This window comes from Clostridium sp. YIM B02569 (assembly GCF_022320765.1).
Classification (GTDB): Bacteria; Bacillota; Clostridia; order Clostridiales; family Clostridiaceae; genus Clostridium; species Clostridium beijerinckii.
Genome location: NZ_JAKJJX010000019.1, coordinates 70,095 through 89,620, shown reverse-complemented (window position 1 = coordinate 89,620; position 19,526 = coordinate 70,095). Strand labels below are relative to the sequence as shown.

Genomic DNA, 19,526 nt, shown 5'->3' with positions numbered 1-19,526 from the left:
ATTTTTTTGTGTAATCTTATACAAATACCAAATTTCTGGGATTGTCCTATTTGAACTTCAGAACAATTTCTATTCACGACAACTTGAAGTAACAATAAATATTTACCATAAAATTAATATTTTTCTTGTTGGGCCTATCTACAAATTTAATGTTCATTTATATGTATACTGAATTAAAAGTATTTGGAATTACGCAGCATCTTTAGAGTAAAATTTTCTGTTAATTTTAAGAAAATGTTTTTGAAGGTTGTATCCCTATAATTGCTGATTTATCAACAGCTTTTAACTCTACAATAGAAACATATTCGTCTACTAATTTTTTTTCAATTTGCTTATTATCGACTAATACTCCTATTCCTACTAGCTCGCTATCGAACTCTTTCAATAAGTCCTTAATACCTATTGCAGTTCCTCCACCCTTCATGAAATCATCAATGAATATACATTTACTTGATGGTTTCATGGACTTTTTTGATAGAGACATTTGTTGCAATCTTCCATTGCTTCCTGATACATAGTTTATAGTAACTGTAGGACCTTCCGTTACTTGACTATCTCTTCTAGCAATAACTAATTGTACGCCTAAATTTCTAGCAACCTCATAAGCTAAAGGAATACCTTTAGTTTCTACCGTTATTACATAATCAATCTCTTTTCCTTGAAAACACGATGAAAGCATGACTCCTGCTTTATTTATTATCTTAGGATCATACATTAGATCCGTCATATATATTATATTTCCAGGTATAACTCTTCCATCATCACTTAATTGCTGACATAATTCTAATGCAAAAGCTTTCTTCTCTTCTTCGCCACTTTGAGGAATGTATTTTATCCCACCTGCTACTCCTGCAATTGTTTCAACTTTACCCATTTCAAGTCTTTCTAGAATTTCTCTAACAACAACAATATCTTCACTTATAGTAGATTTAGCTGCATTTAGTAATTCTGAAAATTTATTTAATCCCAATATTTTATTTGGGTTTTCTAATAATATTTTTGTTATGGCAACTACCCTATTATTTCTTGTAAACTTCTCCATAAAATCACCCACACGAATTTTTTTATATTAAATCGCTTTAATATTCATATTTTATGCTAATTTCAAGTTAATATCAATATTTTTAGTTATAAAGTTAATTTATATTTATAACTTGTTCACAAACTCGCTAAATATGCATAAAATATTGTGTATTTATTTTTTACTATGGTTGATTTTTTGAAAAATGTATATAATTATAGTTAAAGTATAAAACTAAAAATTCTATACTCAAATTTTGGAACTTATAATAACATTTAGTTTTATTAATTAAAAAGGAGTTGATCATTTGTCTTTCAATTTTATAAAAGATAAAGATAAAAAAATTCATTTCATTGGCATTGGTGGAATTAGTATGAGCGGACTTGCTGCTGTTTTATTAAATAGTGGTTATAGTGTATCTGGCTCTGACTTTAAGGATTCTGCAATCATTGATAAATTAAGATCTTCAGGTGCTGAAATTTACATAGGTCATAGAAGAGAGAATATTAATAATGTAGATTTAGTAGTCTATACCGCTGCAATCCCATCTGATAATCCTGAACTTTTAGAAGCCAAGGAAAAAAATATTGCATTAATGGACAGAGCTGAATTCTTAGGGCAAATTATGAAGGGGCATAAATACAGTGTTGCAATATCTGGAACTCATGGAAAGACTACATGTACATCCATGCTTTCTCATATAACACTTGCTGATAATTTAGATCCAACTATCTTAGTTGGTGGTGAATTAGATGCAATTGGAGGAAATTTCAGAATTGGTAATAGTGAATATTTCTTAACTGAAGCTTGTGAATATAAACGTTCATTTTTAAAATTCCCACCTTACGTTGGAATAATTCTAAATATTGATTCTGATCATCTTGATTACTATAAAGATATAGATGAAATTGCTGATACATTTTTACAATTCTCAAGACTTATCCCAGAAGATGGTTATCTTGTTGGATATGCTGACGATCAAAGGGTAAATGAAATTCTGTCTGAGACAAATTGCAATACTCTAAGTTATGGATTTAGTGACAATGCTAATTTAACTGCTAAAAATATTCATTTCAATACAAATGGTTGTGCCACTTTTGATGTGTATAAGGACGGTAAAAACTTATTCAATATTACTTTAAATGTGCCAGGTAAGCATAATATATTGAATGCCCTTGCTTCGATTTGTGTTTCTCTTATATTTAATATTTCTAATGACTGTATTATTGAAGGATTATCGAACTGCAAAGGAGCGCATAAAAGATTTGAATATAAGGGAGAATTAAATGGTGTAACTGTTATAGATGACTACGCTCATCACCCTACAGAAATTAGAGCCACATTAAGTACTGCTAAACAAATGAATCATAATAAGACTTATTGTATTTTTCAACCTCACACTTATACTAGAACAAAGGCCCTATTTGATGAATTTACAGAATGTTTCAATGATGCAGATGAACTTATACTAATGGACATCTATGCAGCTAGAGAGAAAAATACTGGACTTGTATCTTCTGACGAACTTGGTGATGCATTAAGAAATAAAGGATTGAAATGTATCAATGTTCACTCACATGATGAAGCACTTAGTTACGTAAAATCAAAACTAGTTTCTGGTGACCTGCTATTAACAGTAGGTGCTGGTGATGTAGTTATTGTTGGGGAAAAATACCTAAAAGCCTAAATACTTAATTTGCTAAATAACTTAGGAGGAATGCTCATGAAAATAGCAATAATTTCAGATATTCATGCTAATGTCTATGCTCTTATTAATCTTTTAGAAGATATTGATATTGAGAAAGTTGATACAATTATTTGCCTAGGAGATTTGGTTGGTTATGGTCCTCACCCTAACGAAGTAATTTCCATGATCAGGAGACGTCATATTCTTTGCATAAGAGGAAATTATGATAGTTCCGTAGTTGATAATGAATATTCATATATAAGAGAAACTCCTATTAATGCTTTTTCTCTTCCTTGGACAGTTAAAGAATTAAGAGAAGAAAATAGACTATTTCTTGCTAATCTACCTTCAACTTTAACTTTGAATATTGCTAATAAAAGTCTCTTATTTGTTCATGGAAGTCCAGATAAAATAGATGAATATCTCTTAAAGGATGGAGATAATACTTCAGAAGTTATGAACTCCATTTCTAATGATGTATTAATTTGTGCACATACGCATATACCTGGAATGAAGGATTTTAAAAATAAGGTATATATAAACTCTGGTAGTGTTGGAAAGCCTAAGATTGGTAGGCCAAATAGCACTTATTGTATTTTAAATATCAGTAAGGAAGATGGAATGAAAGTTCGGATAAAAGAAATTCCCTACGCATATAAAAGGATAGTTAAAGATATGACAATGTTAAACTTTCCAAAAGAATTGATTCAGAGTTTTGAAAACGGCTTAGAATAGACAAGCATGTTAAATAAATACTCTTAATATAAAAAAAGCTTTATTTTTTATAATTTTACTATAAAAAATAAAGCTTTTTTATGATAAATTACATATATTTGTAGTTTATATATTTATTTCACGTATTATTTATACTCAGACGCTCTAAGGCACTGGTTTATTATATGTTTAGGGACAGGTCCTAAGTTGCATTCACCAAAAAAGTATTGTAAAATCTATTTATTATCAAGGGTAATAGGTTACATAAATGATATTTTAAAATAGTGAAAAATTTTTTTCATTAATAATATGTTTTGATCACAAGATTAATTATAAAATGGAGGTCATGCAATATGGCAAAATCAATTTTAATTAGAAGTCTTTACAGAAATACTGATGATTTCTTATCAAAGGAAATAACAATATCAGGTTGGATAAAAACTTTAAGATCATCTAACGCTTTTGGATTTATAGAAGTTAATGATGGTTCTTTCTTTAAAAATATTCAAGTAGTTTTTGACGATAAGTTAAATAACTTCAAAGAAATATCTAAATTACCTATAAGTTCATCAATTTCAGTTATTGGTATCTTAGTTGCTACTCCTGAAGCAAAACAACCTTTTGAAATTCAGGCTAAGAATATTATTATCGAGGGTATGTCAAACTCTGATTATCCACTTCAAAAAAAGAGACACACTTTCGAATACTTAAGAACAATAGCTCATTTGAGGCCTAGAAGTAATGCATTTGCTGCAACTTTTAGAGTTCGCTCTGTTGCTGCTTATGCAATACATAAGTTCTTTCAAGATCAAAATTTCGTGTATACTCACACACCAATAATAACTGGTAGCGATTGTGAAGGTGCTGGAGAAATGTTTAGGGTAACAACACTTGATCCTAAAACTCCTGAATTAAGTAAAGATGGAAGTGTAGATTTCAGCAAGGATTTCTTTGGCAAAGAGACTAATCTTACTGTATCTGGTCAGTTAAATGCTGAATGCTTTGCTTTAGCGTTTAGAAATATCTATACATTTGGACCAACATTCAGAGCTGAAAATTCAAACACTACAAGACATGCTGCTGAATTTTGGATGATTGAACCTGAAATTGCCTTTGCAGATTTACAAGATGATATGGAACTTGCTGAAAATATGCTTAAATATGTTATTAAATATGTTATGGATGAATGTCCTGAGGAATTAGAGTTCTTTAATCAATTTGTTGATAAAGGTTTATTAGAAAGATTAAATCACGTAGTTTCATCAGATTTTGCTAAAGTTACGTATACAGAAGCTGTTGAAATACTACAAAAGTGTGGAAAGAAATTTGATTACGATGTATCATGGGGCATTGATTTACAAACAGAACACGAAAGATATCTTACTGAAGAACACTTTAAAAAGCCACTATTTGTAACAGACTATCCTAAAGATATTAAAGCTTTCTATATGAGATTAAATGATGATGAAAAAACAGTAGCTGCTACTGATCTTTTGGTACCAGGAATCGGAGAAATTATAGGTGGTAGCCAAAGAGAAGAAAGACTAGATGTGCTAAAAGATAGAATGACTGAATTAAACCTATCTGAAGATGATTACTGGTGGTATTTAGAATTAAGAAAATATGGAGAAACTAAGCACGCTGGTTTTGGTTTAGGTTTCGAAAGATTAATTATGTATATAACAGGAATGACTAATATTAGAGACGTAGTTCCATTCCCTAGAACTCCTGGAACAAGCGAGTTCTAATTACTTAACTGTTAATTTTATATTATCAATAAAGAGGGGTATATCGATTAATTCGATAGCTCCTTTTTTGATATTATGTAATGATTAATTTAATATATATATATTGCAATAGTAACTTTGCATTTAAAATTCTATCAAGTTAGTTAGCAAATTAAGATTTATGAACTAATCCAAAACATATTTATATTAAATTTTTCCACCTTGTATTCTGCTTGACTATCTTTATATGGCTATTATACTTCTATAGATTTATTTAAAATTTATTTCATCTGTAATCTATACCTGAGTATTCTTTTATATGTCTTTTATATGGCAATTAATCTAATATTCGCTTATAAAAACATTACATGTACTAACAATATTTAAAATTGTATATATTGTATTGATTATCTATACATAATACATATTATAATTCAGATATTAGTATAATTTTATTTATAAAATTAATTAAGGAGATAACCAAAACCTGATTATCTCCTTAAATTCAGTTGATTTTTATTCTATTACTTATTGTCTTCTTCGAATTTTCTCATGAATTCTACTAAATCTTTAACACCTTCAATTGGCATAGCATTATATATACTTGCTCTCATCCCACCAACTGTTCTATGTCCTTTTAGATTTTCAAATCCTACTGCTTTAGCTTCTTTTACAAATTTAGCATCTAGTTCATCTGAACCTGTTACAAATGGTACATTCATTAAAGAACGATCTTTCTTTACAACAGTTCCTTTAAACATGCTACTTGAATCAAGAAAATCATATAAAATAGAAGCTTTTTCTTCATTAATTTTCTTCATAGCTTCTAGTCCACCCTTATTCTTAACCCATTTAAATACTTTTCCGCATATATATATTCCATATGCTGGTGGTGTATTATATAGTGATTTATTGTCTGCATGAACCTTATATCTTAACATTGTTGGAGTCCCTGGTAATACATCTTCTGTGATTAAATCTTCACGAATTATTACTACAACAACACCAGCTGGTCCTGCATTTTTTTGTACTCCTGCAAATATTAGTCCATATTTTGATACATCTACTGGCTCAGATAAGAAATCTGATGACATATCTGCTACTAATATCTTATCCCCAACGTTTGGTAATTCTTTATACGTAGTTCCATAGATTGTATTGTTATGACATATGTAAACATAGTCTGCATCCTCTGAAACTTTTAAATCCTTTAAATCTGGTATATATGAAAAAGTTTTATCCTCTGAAGACGCTAATATATTAACTTTTCCAAATATTTTTGCTTCTGACGCTGCCTTTTTTGCCCATTGCCCTGTAATAATATGATCCACAACTTTATTTTTCATTAGATTCATTGGAATCATTGCAAATTGTTGTGATGCCCCACCTTGAAGGAATAATACCTTATAGTTATCCGGAATATTCATTAATTCTCTTAATGTTTTTTCAGCATCGGTGATGATTTCTTCGAACGCTTTAGAACGATGACTCATCTCCATAACTGACATACCTGTCCCCTTGTAGTCTAGCATTTCCCCCGCAGCTTCTCTTAGGACTGACTCCGGTAATACAGCTGGTCCTGCTGAAAAATTATAAACTCTTGACATTGAAAAAGCCCCCTTTGATATTTTTATTTGTAATCTATAATATTATAACACAATTTAAATATCAAGTAACAAAATTATCATTTATTGATATAAAAAGTTAATGGACTTATATATACTTAAATCTGCTAAAATACTTAATTTATTATCAATTATGAGTTTAGTATCTTATATCAAATCTGTTGTATAAAAATCTAATTATCAGACCTGTTTTCTAACTAGTAGTTAGTTCTATTTTTTAAATATGTTAAACAAAATAATATATTTTTTCATCATAATACTATAAATACGCCAATTTTACTGATATACTACTATTATGTTTAACATTTAACTAAGAATTATGTTGTAAATTGTACTATAACCAACATTTGAGGAGAAGATAATATGAGATTAATTCCAATTGAATGTGTAAAACCGAATACAGTTATTGGTAAGACATTATACGATTCTGATGGTAGAGTATTAGTAAGAGCTGGTATGGTCCTTAGTGAAAGAATTATTTTTAAGATAAAGGATTTAAATATTTTATCAATATATATAATTGATGAATTTAGTTCTGATGAAATTGAAGATATTATTAAACCTGAATTGAGACAAAAAGCAATTCTAACAATAAAAGAAGCTTTTTCAAATATAAATAGACTTACTGTTGCTGATAAGTTTTCAAAAAATGAATCAGTATATTTCAATAATATTGAGTCTATGGCTGAAGATTTAATTGAAAATGTTCTAAATAATAAAAGTGTCTTACTTTCACTAATAGACATAAGAAGCATGGATAATTATATCTACTCTCATTCTGTGAATGTTGCCGTAATATCACTAGTCCTTGGAATTGCATTGAAGCTTCCAAAAAGACAACTTCAATATCTTTGTATTGGATCATTGCTTCATGATGTTGGGAAAACATTTATTCCAAAGGAAATTCTTATGAAAGAGGAAGAACTAACGGATGAAGAAGTTACAATATTAGACCAACATCCAATACTCGGATATAAATATTTATCAGACTCTTATAATCTGAGCGCTAATAGCAAAATAATAACACTACAGCATCATGAAAGACCTGACGGATTAGGTTATCCTAATAGGCTAGCTAATGATGAGATAAGTACCTTAAGTAAAATTGTAAGCATTGCTAACGCATATGACTCTTTATCAACCGGTAGACCTAATAAAAGAGCAATGTTTCCAAGTGATGTTCTTGAATATTTAATGTCTAATGCAGGCAAAAAATTTGACTATGAAATTGTTAATATATTCTGCAAAATTGTAATTCCCTTCTCAAAAGGAACTTTAGTTGATCTAAGTAATGGTGACATAGCTGTTGTGCAAGAAACTATACCTAACTTCCCACTAAGGCCTATTGTAAAAATTCTTAAAAGTTCTAGACCAGGTAGGGTTAACACTGAAATTAATTTAATAAGCGAAACCTCTGTAGTTATATCAAATATAAGATATGAATTATAAAATAATGAATATTAAGATTACGATTGAATAATATTGTTAATTTATTTGGTTATACTAATCATTGGAGGCGATTTTATGAAGGATATACTATATCTTGTAATTCCTTGCTATAATGAAGAAGAAGTTTTACATGAAACTAGTAAAAGATTGCTCGTAAAAATTAAGACTATGATTTCAAATAACCTAATATCTAATAAAAGCAAAATACTTTTTGTTAATGATGGTTCAAAAGATAGAACTTGGAGAATAATTGAAGAGCTTCATTCCAAAAATAATATATTTTCAGGAATCAACCTTTCAAGGAACAGGGGCCACCAGAATGCCTTACTTGCTGGGCTCATGGTTGCTAAAGATTATTCAGATATGACTATATCATTAGATGCAGATTTACAAGATGATATAGATGTCATAGATGCATTTGTAGAAAAATATTATGATGGATGCGATATTGTTTATGGAGTAAGATCCACTAGAGAAACTGATACCTTTTTCAAGAGAACAACTGCATTAGGTTTTTATAAATTAATGCGTATTCTTGGCGTAGACATGGTCTATAATCATGCAGATTATAGGCTTATGAGCAAACGTGTTGTAGACGGGTTAAGTCAATATAAGGAAGTTAATTTATTTCTTCGCGGAATGATTCCATTAATAGGATATAAATACTCAGTTGTTGAATATGAACGTCATGAAAGATTTGCTGGTGAATCTAAATATCCTCTAAAAAAGATGATTGCCTTTGCCTTGGACGGAATTACATCCTTTAGCATAAAACCAATAAGATTAATAACCCTCCTTGGTTTTACTATATTTTTTGCTGGAGGCGCAGCCCTAATTTATACTCTTATAGTTAAAATTTCAGGCCGTACAGTTACTGGTTGGACTTCATTAACCCTTTCCATTTGGGTACTTGGCGGAGTTCAGCTCTTATCTCTTGGCGTAATAGGAGAATATATCGGAAAAATATATAATGAAGCTAAACACAGACCTAGATTTATCATTTCTGATAAATTAATCAATGTTGATAAAGAAAATAAGTAATACAAAGATGACAATACATGTCTTAATTAATCCATGTACTGTCATCTTTATATTACTACTTTTTTATAGACTTAGATATATTTCTATTAAGATCTGATACTGATATAATTCCTTTTTTCCTAAGCATTTGTACATTCTCGAGTATTTCACTAAACGATATAATATTTTCTTTAGTAACTTTTATTTTTAAAGATGCTTTTCTCTTTTTATATTTATACGTACTAAAATTTCTATTAATTACTCTAGTAATCATAAATCTATCTCCTATAAAAAATATCTCATGATAGATTTATCGTATTAAATATATTACTCTTTATTTCTTTTTAGTAAAAATTTGTATTTTAGTTAAATGCTTAATAGGAATTACATTAAAAGTTTGCTACTTTTTCGATATGTATTTATTTTCCTCTATATAAAATCTCCATGGAAAATCTATTGCTTCTTCTGCATAATCTATTCCGATTCTTTTCGTTTCCACTATTTTAAACGTATCTTTTTCTCCTTCTTCTATATAAAAATCACCTTCATCGTATAACCTTTTATAATTTTCCGATTTATCTATTGAAAATGCAATACACAGTTTTGATGGTCCATTTGTAATTGCCTTTTTCTTTGTTTCTGAAAGTTCATCATAATTTTGATTAAACCTTTTTTTTGCAAGATAATCAAATTCATTTAACGGTTCCAATGCTCTTATTAGAACTCCCTCTCCCTTATCTTCTAATCCACTTATAACATTAAAACAATAGTATTTTCCATAAATAAAATAAACATAAGCAATCCCACCTTCTCTAAATAAAGGTTCAGTTCTTTCAGTCCTTCTTCCATTATAAGCATGCGATGCCTTATCTATTTCTCCTATATACGCTTCTGTTTCAACAATTTTAGCTCTTAATGTCACTCCGTCAACCTTTCTTATAATAACTTTTCCCAAAAGTTCTTTCGCTAAAATTAATGCACCTTGTTTATAAAATTCTTTATTTAAAATCAAGCTTCATTCACCTAACTTTCACTATAAGTAATATAACTTATATTGTGATATATGGGCCTATTTTATTACTCCAAAATTTATCCACATAGTTCAAATAATAATCCACAACTTTTTTTAATTATACTCACACATTTGTGGATATTTTCAAAAACATCTTATATTAATGTTAAAGTTCTATAATAACAATTTGTTCTTTTTTTATACTTTCTTTAACATCTATTATTCTTTGATTAGTTGAACCTCTAAACTTAAGTCCATCTGACATCTTACTTTCTTCAAATTTTCCATCTACAAGAACATCAATATTGTTTAATAAATCACTCCAGCCCAATCTCGAATCCTTATTTTCTAAAATATATTCATAAGTATATCCTGTATAGCTCCAAATATTTAAACCTTTTTTTCTAAACTCCTTTGCCATATATGCAAATTTATCTGCCTGTTCCCACGGATCTCCGCCACTAAATGTTACTCCCTTTATAATTTCATTATTTAATGTATCATTAATTAATTCATCTATATCTCTTTGCTCTCCTCCATAAAAATCATGAGTATCAGGATTAAAACAACTTTTACAGTTATGCTTACAACCTTGTGAAAAAAATACTCTCCTTATACCGGGCCCATTAACTAAACTCTCATATGCTATCCCTGCTAATCTTATAGTCTTTTCCATTAAACTTACACTTCTTTCTCATCAATCTATTTATATACATTCTATTAGATAATTAATTATAACGTAAGTATAATCACATTTACAAATCACCTGCCTATTACACCTATCTTGAATTTGAATTATAGACCTTAAGCATTTACATGCTTATTGGTATAAAAAAATGCAGAGTCTTAAAGACCCTGCATTTTCACTCTTTATCTTATAATTAACTATTTGCTTTAACGTAATTAAGTCTTCCGCCTTCTTTAATAACAGCAATTTCCTTCTCTGTTAGATCAACTGTTGCCTCAAATTCAGTTCCTTTAGTTAAGTTCTTAACTTTAACTACTCCTGATTCTAAAGCAGCTTGGATATCTTCCATCTTCAAGTCATCAACTAAATCAATCTTTTCATAATCAGCTTCATTCTTAAATTCAATTGGAACTATTCCATTATTTATTAAGTTAGCTTTATGAATTCTTGCAAATGATTTAGCTATAACAGCCTTAACTCCTAAGTATAATGGTGCAAGTGCTGCATGTTCTCTACTTGAACCTTGTCCGTAATTTCCTCCAGCGATTATAAATCCACCATTAAATTCCTTAGCTCTCTTAGGGAATTCTGTGTCAACTGTGTTGAAGCAGTATTCTGCAAGGTAAGGTATATTTGATCTAAATGGCAATAACTTAGAATTCGAAGGCATAATATGGTCAGTTGTAATATTATCTTCAACCTTTATTAATACTTTACCATCTAATTCTTCAGCTAATGGTTTGCTTACTGGGAATGGCTTAATATTTGGCCCTCTAACAACTTCAACTTCAGCATTTGTTGGTGCTGGTGCTAAAATCATAGAATCATCTATTAAAAATTCCTTAGGCATATCTATTGTTAAATCTACATCCACTTCGGTTGGATCAGTTAAAACTCCATTTATAGCTGAAACTGCTGCAGTTTCAGGACTCACTATATATATTTGTGCTGATAATGTTCCACTTCTACCATAAAAGTTTCTATTTACAGTTCTAAGGGAAATTGCATCAGTTCCAGGTGATTGTCCCATACCGATACATGGTCCACAACCATTTTCAAGTATTCTTGCCCCTGAACTAATTATATCTGCTAATGCACCGTTTCTAGCTATCATTTCCATAACTTGTCTTGATCCAGGTCCTATTACTAAGCTAACATCTGGATGTACCTTTTTACCTTTTAATATCTTAGCAACCTTCATTAAGTCTTCATAAGAAGAGTTAGTACAGCTTCCTATAACTACTTGGTCAACTTTAATCTTACCAACTTCGCTAACCTTAGCTACATTGTCTGGGCTATGAGGCTTAGCTGTAAGTGGTGTCAATTCACTTAAATTAATTGTTACTACTTCGTCATATACAGCATCTGCATCTGGCTTAAATTCTATAAAGTCTTCTTCTCTTCCTTGTGCCTTAAAGAATTCTAAAGTTCTTTCGTCACTTGGGAAAATCGAAGTTGTAGCTCCAAGTTCTGCTCCCATATTAGTTATAGTTGCTCTTTCAGGAACTGAAAGTGTTTTAACACCTTCACCAGCGTATTCAAATACTTTCCCTACTCCACCTTTAACAGTTAATATTCTTAGAACTTCTAATATAACATCTTTAGCCGCTACCATTTTATTCAATTTTCCAGTAAGCTCAATCTTAACTACCTTAGGAGTATTAATATTATAAGCTCCTCCTCCCATAGCAAGAGCAACGTCTAATCCACCAGCTCCCATAGCAAGCATACCAACACCACCTGCTGTTGGTGTATGGCTATCAGAACCTATTAATGTATCTCCTGGCGTTGAAAATCTTTCTAAGAATATTTGATGACATATTCCATTCCCTGGCTTTGAAAAATATACTCCATATTTAGATGCAACTGTTTGAATAAACTTATGATCGTCTGCATTTTCAAAACCTTGTTGTAACATATTATGATCTATAAATGCTACTGATTTCTTTGTCTTAACTCTATCTATTCCCATAGCTTCTAATTGAAGATATGCCATTGTTCCTGTTGAATCTTGAGTTAACGTTTGATCAATCTTTAATGCTATAGGCTCTCCTGCCTTTAATTCACCTTCAACAATGTGGCTTTTTAAAATCTTATAAACTAAATTATCTCCCATGTTTAATCCCCCTATTATTGCTTATTTCTTTCTTCTAATCGTCTATGATACTCTTTATATAATTGAACTACTTCTTTATCAAATAAAGTTCTCTTTAATCTAACTGATGTAGCTCTTACAAGTTCAAGTATTCCTTTTGCTTCATCCTCTGTAAGTTCTCTATTATATTCTCTAAATTTATTTATTATTGAAGCTCTTCCTGAATGCTTTCCTATAACAATTTGTCTTTCAAGACCAACTATATCTGGATCAAATGCTTCATAATTCTTAGGATCCTTTATTGCTCCATCTGCATGAATTCCTGATTCATGTGCAAACATATTTGTTCCAACAATGGCTTTCCAGATTGGAAGTTCTCTTCCTGATGCTCTTGATACATATTGTGATACTTCTCTAAACATTTGTGTATTTATTCCATCACCGTTATATCCGTAAACAAGCATTAATGCCATTATAACTTCTTCTAATGCTGCATTACCTGCTCTTTCTCCAAGACCATTTACAGTTACTCCAACATGCGATGCTCCACCCTTAATACCTGCTACCGCATTAGCTGTTGCCATTCCAAAGTCATCATGAGTATGCATTTCTATATCAAAGCCTGTTTTATCATATATATATTTAATATCATCTCTAATTTTAAATGGCTCCATAATTCCTACAGTATCGCAATATCTAAATCTATCTGCACCTGCTTGTTTAGCTGCATTAATATATTCAACTAAAAAGTCCTTATCTGCTCTAGATGCATCTTCCCCATTAACAGATACATAAAGACCATTTTTCTTTGCAAATTCTACAGATTTAACCATGCTTTCTAATACCCATTCTCTAGATGTTTTAAGTTTATGCTGAATGTGTATATCCGATACTGATATTGATATGGCAACTGCATCAACTCCACAATCTATTGATTGTTCTATATCACTGACTACAGCTCTATTCCATGCCATAATACTAGGTTTTAAATTTCTTTTTACAATTTCTTTTATAGCCTTCTTTTCGTCCCCACCCATTGTAGGAATCCCTACTTCTAGCTGATCAACACCTAAGTCACTTAACATTTCTGCTATTACTATTTTTTCTTCATTAGCAAAAACCACCCCTGCTGTTTGCTCACCATCTCTAAGAGTAGTATCTACTATAGAAACTTTTTTATTAGTTTTTAAATTACTAAGTGCCATTTTAGTCCCCCCATTTATATTATTTTCTTATTACTTAAAGCATATTTTTAATAAATTAACATTTTTACTGTATATTTATAATATCATATATTAATAAATCTATACAAGATTTATTTTATTTTTTTTGCAACGAAACAGCCACTCTCCTGCATGTATTTTCAAATTTTAATTGTTTTTAATGAAAATACTCTCAATTATTGCAAGTTTTTTTTTTGATGTTGCAATACATTGATAAATTAACAGTCCATTTTCTTTAGCAGATTTATCCAAAGCATTTGGTGTTCATACCAAATAGTTACATTATATTCTCTATTAATTTCATTAATATATTAAAGTTTACTTTTTATACCTCTATTTTTTAATAATTCTTATAGAAAATATGTTTTTTTGCTTCCTTAATATATAACTTCTGTATTATATAACTCATTCCTCATAAAATTATTTGTTTCATATTGCCTTATAAGCCAATATAACATCTGATGAATTAAATATATATTGATATATTTTTATATAAAAAAAGAAGATGAGATTAATAAATCCATCTTCTTTTTCTATATTATAATTTATAAATTAAAAATCTATTATCATTATGCTTTTAGTAGTGATGCCCATGTCTCTCAGTATGTGATATTCTATCTTCTCTTTCATGATACTTTCCAGCACCGAATCTTTCATCTAAACTTAAATATCCTGTAACTCTTGATATTCCTTGAATATTCTGACTGCCACATTTAGGACACTTGCTTTCATTGTTTTGAAGATAAGTACCACATTCTCTACAATATCTTATATGAAAATTAATACCCATATAACTGATATTAGTATTTCTATATGCATAATTTATTATATCCATTATTGTTTCTGCATCTGGTGTGTCATCTACTTCAATATAACTTATATGACCACCATTACAAAGTTTATGGTATGGTGCTTCAATATCAATCTTATCTTTAATAGATATTGGGTACGAAACAGGTATATGATAACTATTTGTGTAATATTCCTTATCAGTTACTCCTTTTATTAATCCAAATATCTTTTGATCTTGCTTTATAAATTTACCTGAAAGCCCTTCTGCTGGAGTCGCATAACAACTCCAATTTAGTTTATATTCCTCTGTAAGCCTATCGCAATATTGTCTTATATGTTCAACAATCTTTATTCCTAATTTTCTTGCTTCTTCATCTTCACCATGATGCTTTCCAACCAAAGCTAATAATGCTTCTGCAACACCTATGAATCCGATTCCCCAAGTTCCTTGCTTTAATATTGGTTCTATAGAATCATCAGGTTTTAATCCTTCTGAACCCTTCATAAGTCCTTGACCTGCAACAAAAGGTAAATCCTTAACTTTTAGATTTTTCAAAATCTCATATCTATGCATTAAAGAATCTTTTGCTAATTCTAATCTTGCATCTAATATACTGAAAAACTTATTTATATCATTTTTAGCTTGCAACCCTATTCTTGGAAGATTAAGAGTTGTTGGTGCTATATTCCCTCTTCCCTTACAACCAGGCTCACCATTTACATTTTTCATAAGATAAGTTCTACATCCCATTGTAGCTGGAACATAACCTTTATCGTAATATTCCTTATTAAAATCTGCATCAATATTCATAAAAGTTGGATTCATTCTCTTTGCAGCTACTCTACATGCTAGTTTGTATAAATAAAAATATTCATCATTCTCTTCCCTATTAACGCCTGACTTAACTCTAAAAATTATGTTAGGAAAAATTGGTTGTTCACCTTTACCTAATCCTTTTTCATATTCTAAAAGAAAAACTTCACATACTAATGCTGCATCTGAGCTTGTAGGTAAACCAATATTAATTGAACTAAATGGTACTTGAGATCCCGCTCTAGAATGCATTGTATTAAGATTATAAACTACACCTTGCATTGCTTGTTGTACCTTTTTTCTTACTTTCTTTTCTACCATAGCTTCTAACTTTTCTTCTGATACACCTAGTTCCAATAATTCTTCTCTAATTTCTTCTCTAGTTGGCTCTACAAATATACCCATGTCATTATCAAAATCCGGATGAGATTGACCACCAAACATATCATTTTGAGTTGATTGCAATAATATACATGATAATTCAGCAGCAGTTTCAATTCTCTTAGGAGCATTAATTGTTCCATATCCAGTATTAAATCCATTCTCTAATATCTCTTTTGTTGGTATATGCAAGCAGTTTACAGTTAAATTATAGCTATCTAAGTCATGATAATATAAATCACCATTCTCATGAGCCTTTGCCAAATTCTTTGGCATAGTAGCTAGTGTATTCCACTTATTTGATTCAGATGCTATTCTTAATAACTTAGAACTGAAATTATTTCCTACATTTGCATTATCTCTATCAGTTTCAACTCCAATTTGTCTTATAGCCTTCATTAAATCTGATTTTATATCTCTGACTTTAGTTCTTTCACGTCTGTATGCTGAATAAGCGACTGCTATATCTTTGTGTCCCTCATTTCTTAATGCTTTCTCTACAAAATTTTGTATTTGTTCTACAGTTATAGTCTTCTTATAGTCTTCTTCTATATAAGTAATCACCTTATGTACAGTATCTAGAACTTGACTTTCTTTTAAATTTAAACCGATTTCACTAGCTGATCCTTTAATTGCTTGAGCTATCTTATCTGAATTAAATTCAACTTCTCTTCCATCGCGTTTCACAACATATAGCATTATTATTCCCTCCATGGCACAATATATAGTATTTTTACTACCGTACTATTATACTGTATTAGGTATTCATTAGCAACACTTCTAATTTTTTATTTTTAAACCACTAGATTTTAATTATCTCAATTTATATCCTATTATCTTTCGATTTATTCAATTTTTACGACTTTTTTATGTTTGACTTATTGTAGATAATCTTTATTGTTGTAATTTACTATGATTTATAGTATTTTTTCATAACAAACTATAAGAAAATTATTATTATATGTGTTCTAAAAAGTTAAATTGATTAAAATTTACTGTAAATTATCATCTTGTGCGAACCAAAAAGTTTTATGAAAAACATAGTTTATTATCTATAAATATAATATAAATTATTTCTTTAAGTAATATATAAGAAATGTATTTTTTACAAATAGTGTTATAATTAAACTAAGACTATATATTTCTAGGAGGAACTAAGATGGATAAAATAGCATTAATAACTGATAGTGCTTCTGATTTGAATACAAATTTCGTAATAGAAAATAATATTAAAATAGTCCCGTTTAAAATTATATTCTCTGATAAAGAGTATATTGATGGAATAGATATAACGCCAAAGGCCCTATATGAATATTTGCCTAAGGAGATACCCAAAACTTCCTTACCTGGTGTTGATGATTTTACATTTGCTTTAGAGCAAGTAAAAAACGAAGGATATACACATGCAATTATTATAACAATATCAAGTGGCCTTTCTGGCGCTTATAACTCTGCAAGACTTGCATCTGAAAATGTCCCTGAAGTGAAAACTTTTGTATTTGATTCTATGACTTTAACCATGTCAGAAGGAGCTATGGTCATTGAAACTCTAAACCTAATAAAGCAAGAAAAATCCTTTGATGAAATAGTGATAACTTTACCTTCATTTAGAGATAAGATTGATGTGTTTTTTACAATAGATACATTAGAATACTTAATAAAGGGAGGACGAGTTGGTAAAGTTGCCGGAACTATAGCGGGCGTGCTCAATTTAAAGCCTATTATTACTGTTGGAGATGATGGTATATATCATACAGTTTGTAAAATAAGAGGCATAAAGCAATGCATATCTAAATTAACAAATATATTAATAAGTTATCTAGAAAATCATAAGTGTAAAGTTTGGATTTTAGATGGGGATGCACCTGAAAAATCTAAAATGCTTTATGATTCTATAAAAGATCTTCCTAATCTAATTGAATGTACCTTAGGCGGATCAATAGGACCTGCTCTTGGCGTTCATACTGGACCTGGTCTTGTTGGATTTATAGTTGAAAGATTAGATTAATCAAAAAATATCTATGTTAACTATTTACTCATAATTAAAGAGCTAAATATTAAAATTCATATTTTTTATTTAGCTCTTTAGCCTTTTACAGGTATACTTACTTTTCTACTTGTAAATAATAATAACAAAGAAATCTTTACTGAAAGGACTGTTTTGTTATTATGAAAGATTTTATATTAGATTCAACATATAAAGATGCTACTATTGTTAATAGAAATGATGATATCTTCACCATTTCATCAAATAGATTACCAAATAGCACAATCCCACATCACTCTATAAATTTGATTGCTTCTAGCTCAAATTCACATTCCAATTTAAGTAATAATAACAAATTTAGCACATACAATGTAATTGACTATCTATAATAATAGGTATAAAATAGTATAAGTGTAATATATTTATAATGTGCTAGGGGAGCCGAGAGGCTGAGATTTGATATTCATAAACCCTTAAAACCTGATCTAGTTAATTCTAGCGTAGGGAATGCAACCTCTTAAAAACTTTAAACTATTTATTTGGTTGATAATCTCCGAGCACAATTAAGGAGGTTTTTTTTATGTCAATTTTTAATGATTGGATCGAACAATTTTCTAAACTTTTCCAGAATTTCTCCCAAAACATTCAAGATATTCTTGCAAGTCCAATGTCCATTATAACTTTATTAGGATGTATTTTACTACTTATAGCATTAGCTAAGGCAAAAAAGATAAAATTCACGCCAGAACTAATTGCTAGAATTGGTATAGCATTAGCGTTAGCCACTATATTAAAAATGCTAAGATTATATCATTTTCCTCAAGGTGGTAGCATAACTTTAGGCAGCATGATACCAGTATTGCTCATAGCATTCATATACGGTCCTGAAGTCGGATGTTTAACAGGATTTCTTTATGGTGTAATAACCCTAATACTGGATCCATATATACTACATCCGGTTCAAGTTTTATTTGATTATCCATTGCCCTTTACAGCATTAGGTCTTGCCGGATTCTTCAAACAAAGAAGATTAGTTGGAGTGAGTATTGCAATACTGGTCAGATTTTTATGTCATCTTATTTCTGGTATAGTTTTCTTCGGGTCATTTGCCCCAGAAGGGATGTCCCCAGTAGTTTATTCTTTACTTGTTAATGGTCCAATGATTGGAATAGAAGGAATCATATGCTTAGTAATTTTAGCCGTTCTTCCTATAGAAAGAATTTTTCATGCATCATCAGTAAATACTATTTCAAACTAATTGTATATATAAAACAATTTATATATACAATTA

16 protein-coding genes and 1 riboswitch are annotated in these 19,526 nt (G+C 29.8%); of the genes, 8 read left to right on the top strand and 8 right to left on the bottom strand.

The genetic code is table 11. The features are described 5' to 3' along the window. Positions 1 to 226 precede the first annotated feature (226 nt). Positions 227 to 1,042, bottom strand: a complete 816-nt coding sequence (gene purR / locus L3B96_RS17405) for a pur operon repressor (RefSeq protein ID WP_011967444.1) — start codon at positions 1,040 to 1,042, stop codon at positions 227 to 229. A gap of 286 nt (positions 1,043 to 1,328) precedes the next feature. On the opposite strand from purR, the gene murC reads away from it, so the two are divergent. From murC to asnS, 3 genes are all read left to right on the top strand, one after another. After that, positions 1,329 to 2,708, top strand: coding sequence for a UDP-N-acetylmuramate--L-alanine ligase (gene murC / locus L3B96_RS17400; protein WP_238948194.1), 1,380 nt, complete (start codon positions 1,329 to 1,331; stop codon positions 2,706 to 2,708). A 36-nt stretch (positions 2,709 to 2,744) separates the two neighbouring features. Continuing rightward, complete coding sequence (locus L3B96_RS17395; protein WP_238900305.1) at positions 2,745 to 3,443, top strand: metallophosphoesterase family protein; 699 nt, start codon at positions 2,745 to 2,747, stop codon at positions 3,441 to 3,443. Positions 3,444 to 3,775: 332 nt separating this feature from the next. Further along, a complete protein-coding gene (gene asnS / locus L3B96_RS17390; RefSeq protein ID WP_238948193.1) occupies positions 3,776 to 5,170 on the top strand; it encodes an asparagine--tRNA ligase in 1,395 nt (464 codons plus the stop codon). A 503-nt stretch (positions 5,171 to 5,673) separates the two neighbouring features. Here asnS and serC read toward each other — a convergent pair. Next, entirely contained in the window at positions 5,674 to 6,756 is a 1,083-nt protein-coding gene (gene serC, locus L3B96_RS17385; RefSeq protein ID WP_011967440.1) for a 3-phosphoserine/phosphohydroxythreonine transaminase, read from the bottom strand. Between the two features lie 381 nt (positions 6,757 to 7,137). On the opposite strand from serC, the gene L3B96_RS17380 reads away from it, so the two are divergent. Together L3B96_RS17380 and L3B96_RS17375 are read left to right on the top strand one after the other, a co-directional pair. Beyond that, the gene (locus L3B96_RS17380; protein ID WP_011967439.1) at positions 7,138 to 8,223 is read left to right on the top strand and encodes an HD-GYP domain-containing protein; all 1,086 of its coding nucleotides are present in this window, start codon (positions 7,138 to 7,140) and stop codon (positions 8,221 to 8,223) included. Positions 8,224 to 8,298: 75 nt separating this feature from the next. Beyond that, positions 8,299 to 9,264 carry a glycosyltransferase family 2 protein gene (locus tag L3B96_RS17375; RefSeq protein ID WP_011967438.1) on the top strand — a complete coding sequence of 322 codons (966 nt, stop codon included), beginning with the start codon at positions 8,299 to 8,301 and terminating at the stop codon, positions 9,262 to 9,264. Positions 9,265 to 9,319: 55 nt separating this feature from the next. Here the strand turns inward: L3B96_RS17375 and L3B96_RS17370 are convergent, their stop codons facing one another. The 6 genes from L3B96_RS17370 to L3B96_RS17345 all read right to left on the bottom strand — a co-directional run bounded on the left by L3B96_RS17370 (position 9,320) and on the right by L3B96_RS17345 (position 16,947). Then, positions 9,320 to 9,517 (bottom strand): hypothetical protein, encoded by a 198-nt coding sequence (locus L3B96_RS17370; RefSeq protein WP_038457010.1) that lies wholly within the window; start codon positions 9,515 to 9,517, stop codon positions 9,320 to 9,322. 126 nt (positions 9,518 to 9,643) lie between these two features. Beyond that, positions 9,644 to 10,255, bottom strand: a complete 612-nt coding sequence (locus L3B96_RS17365) for a DNA-3-methyladenine glycosylase (protein ID WP_238948192.1) — start codon at positions 10,253 to 10,255, stop codon at positions 9,644 to 9,646. A gap of 166 nt (positions 10,256 to 10,421) precedes the next feature. Continuing rightward, complete coding sequence (gene nrdG / locus L3B96_RS17360; protein WP_011967436.1) at positions 10,422 to 10,931, bottom strand: anaerobic ribonucleoside-triphosphate reductase activating protein; 510 nt, start codon at positions 10,929 to 10,931, stop codon at positions 10,422 to 10,424. Positions 10,932 to 11,136: 205 nt separating this feature from the next. Then, positions 11,137 to 13,059, bottom strand: coding sequence for an aconitate hydratase (locus tag L3B96_RS17355; protein WP_011967435.1), 1,923 nt, complete (start codon positions 13,057 to 13,059; stop codon positions 11,137 to 11,139). Between the two features lie 14 nt (positions 13,060 to 13,073). Further along, positions 13,074 to 14,243 (bottom strand): homocitrate synthase, encoded by a 1,170-nt coding sequence (gene nifV, locus L3B96_RS17350; protein WP_011967434.1) that lies wholly within the window; start codon positions 14,241 to 14,243, stop codon positions 13,074 to 13,076. Positions 14,244 to 14,838: 595 nt separating this feature from the next. After that, positions 14,839 to 16,947: an anaerobic ribonucleoside triphosphate reductase gene (locus L3B96_RS17345; protein ID WP_238948191.1), complete on the bottom strand. Its 2,109-nt coding sequence runs from the start codon at positions 16,945 to 16,947 to the stop codon at positions 14,839 to 14,841. A gap of 460 nt (positions 16,948 to 17,407) precedes the next feature. Between L3B96_RS17345 and L3B96_RS17340 the strand changes: the two genes are divergently transcribed. From L3B96_RS17340 to thiT, 3 genes are all read left to right on the top strand, one after another. Beyond that, positions 17,408 to 18,256: a DegV family protein gene (locus tag L3B96_RS17340; RefSeq protein ID WP_238948190.1), complete on the top strand. Its 849-nt coding sequence runs from the start codon at positions 17,408 to 17,410 to the stop codon at positions 18,254 to 18,256. 161 nt (positions 18,257 to 18,417) lie between these two features. Next, positions 18,418 to 18,624 (top strand): hypothetical protein, encoded by a 207-nt coding sequence (locus L3B96_RS17335; protein WP_238948189.1) that lies wholly within the window; start codon positions 18,418 to 18,420, stop codon positions 18,622 to 18,624. Between the two features lie 35 nt (positions 18,625 to 18,659). Continuing rightward, a riboswitch (TPP riboswitch) is annotated at positions 18,660 to 18,760 on the top strand. Between the two features lie 55 nt (positions 18,761 to 18,815). Next, the gene (thiT, locus tag L3B96_RS17330; RefSeq protein ID WP_017209520.1) at positions 18,816 to 19,493 is read left to right on the top strand and encodes an energy-coupled thiamine transporter ThiT; all 678 of its coding nucleotides are present in this window, start codon (positions 18,816 to 18,818) and stop codon (positions 19,491 to 19,493) included. Positions 19,494 to 19,526 lie beyond the last annotated feature (33 nt).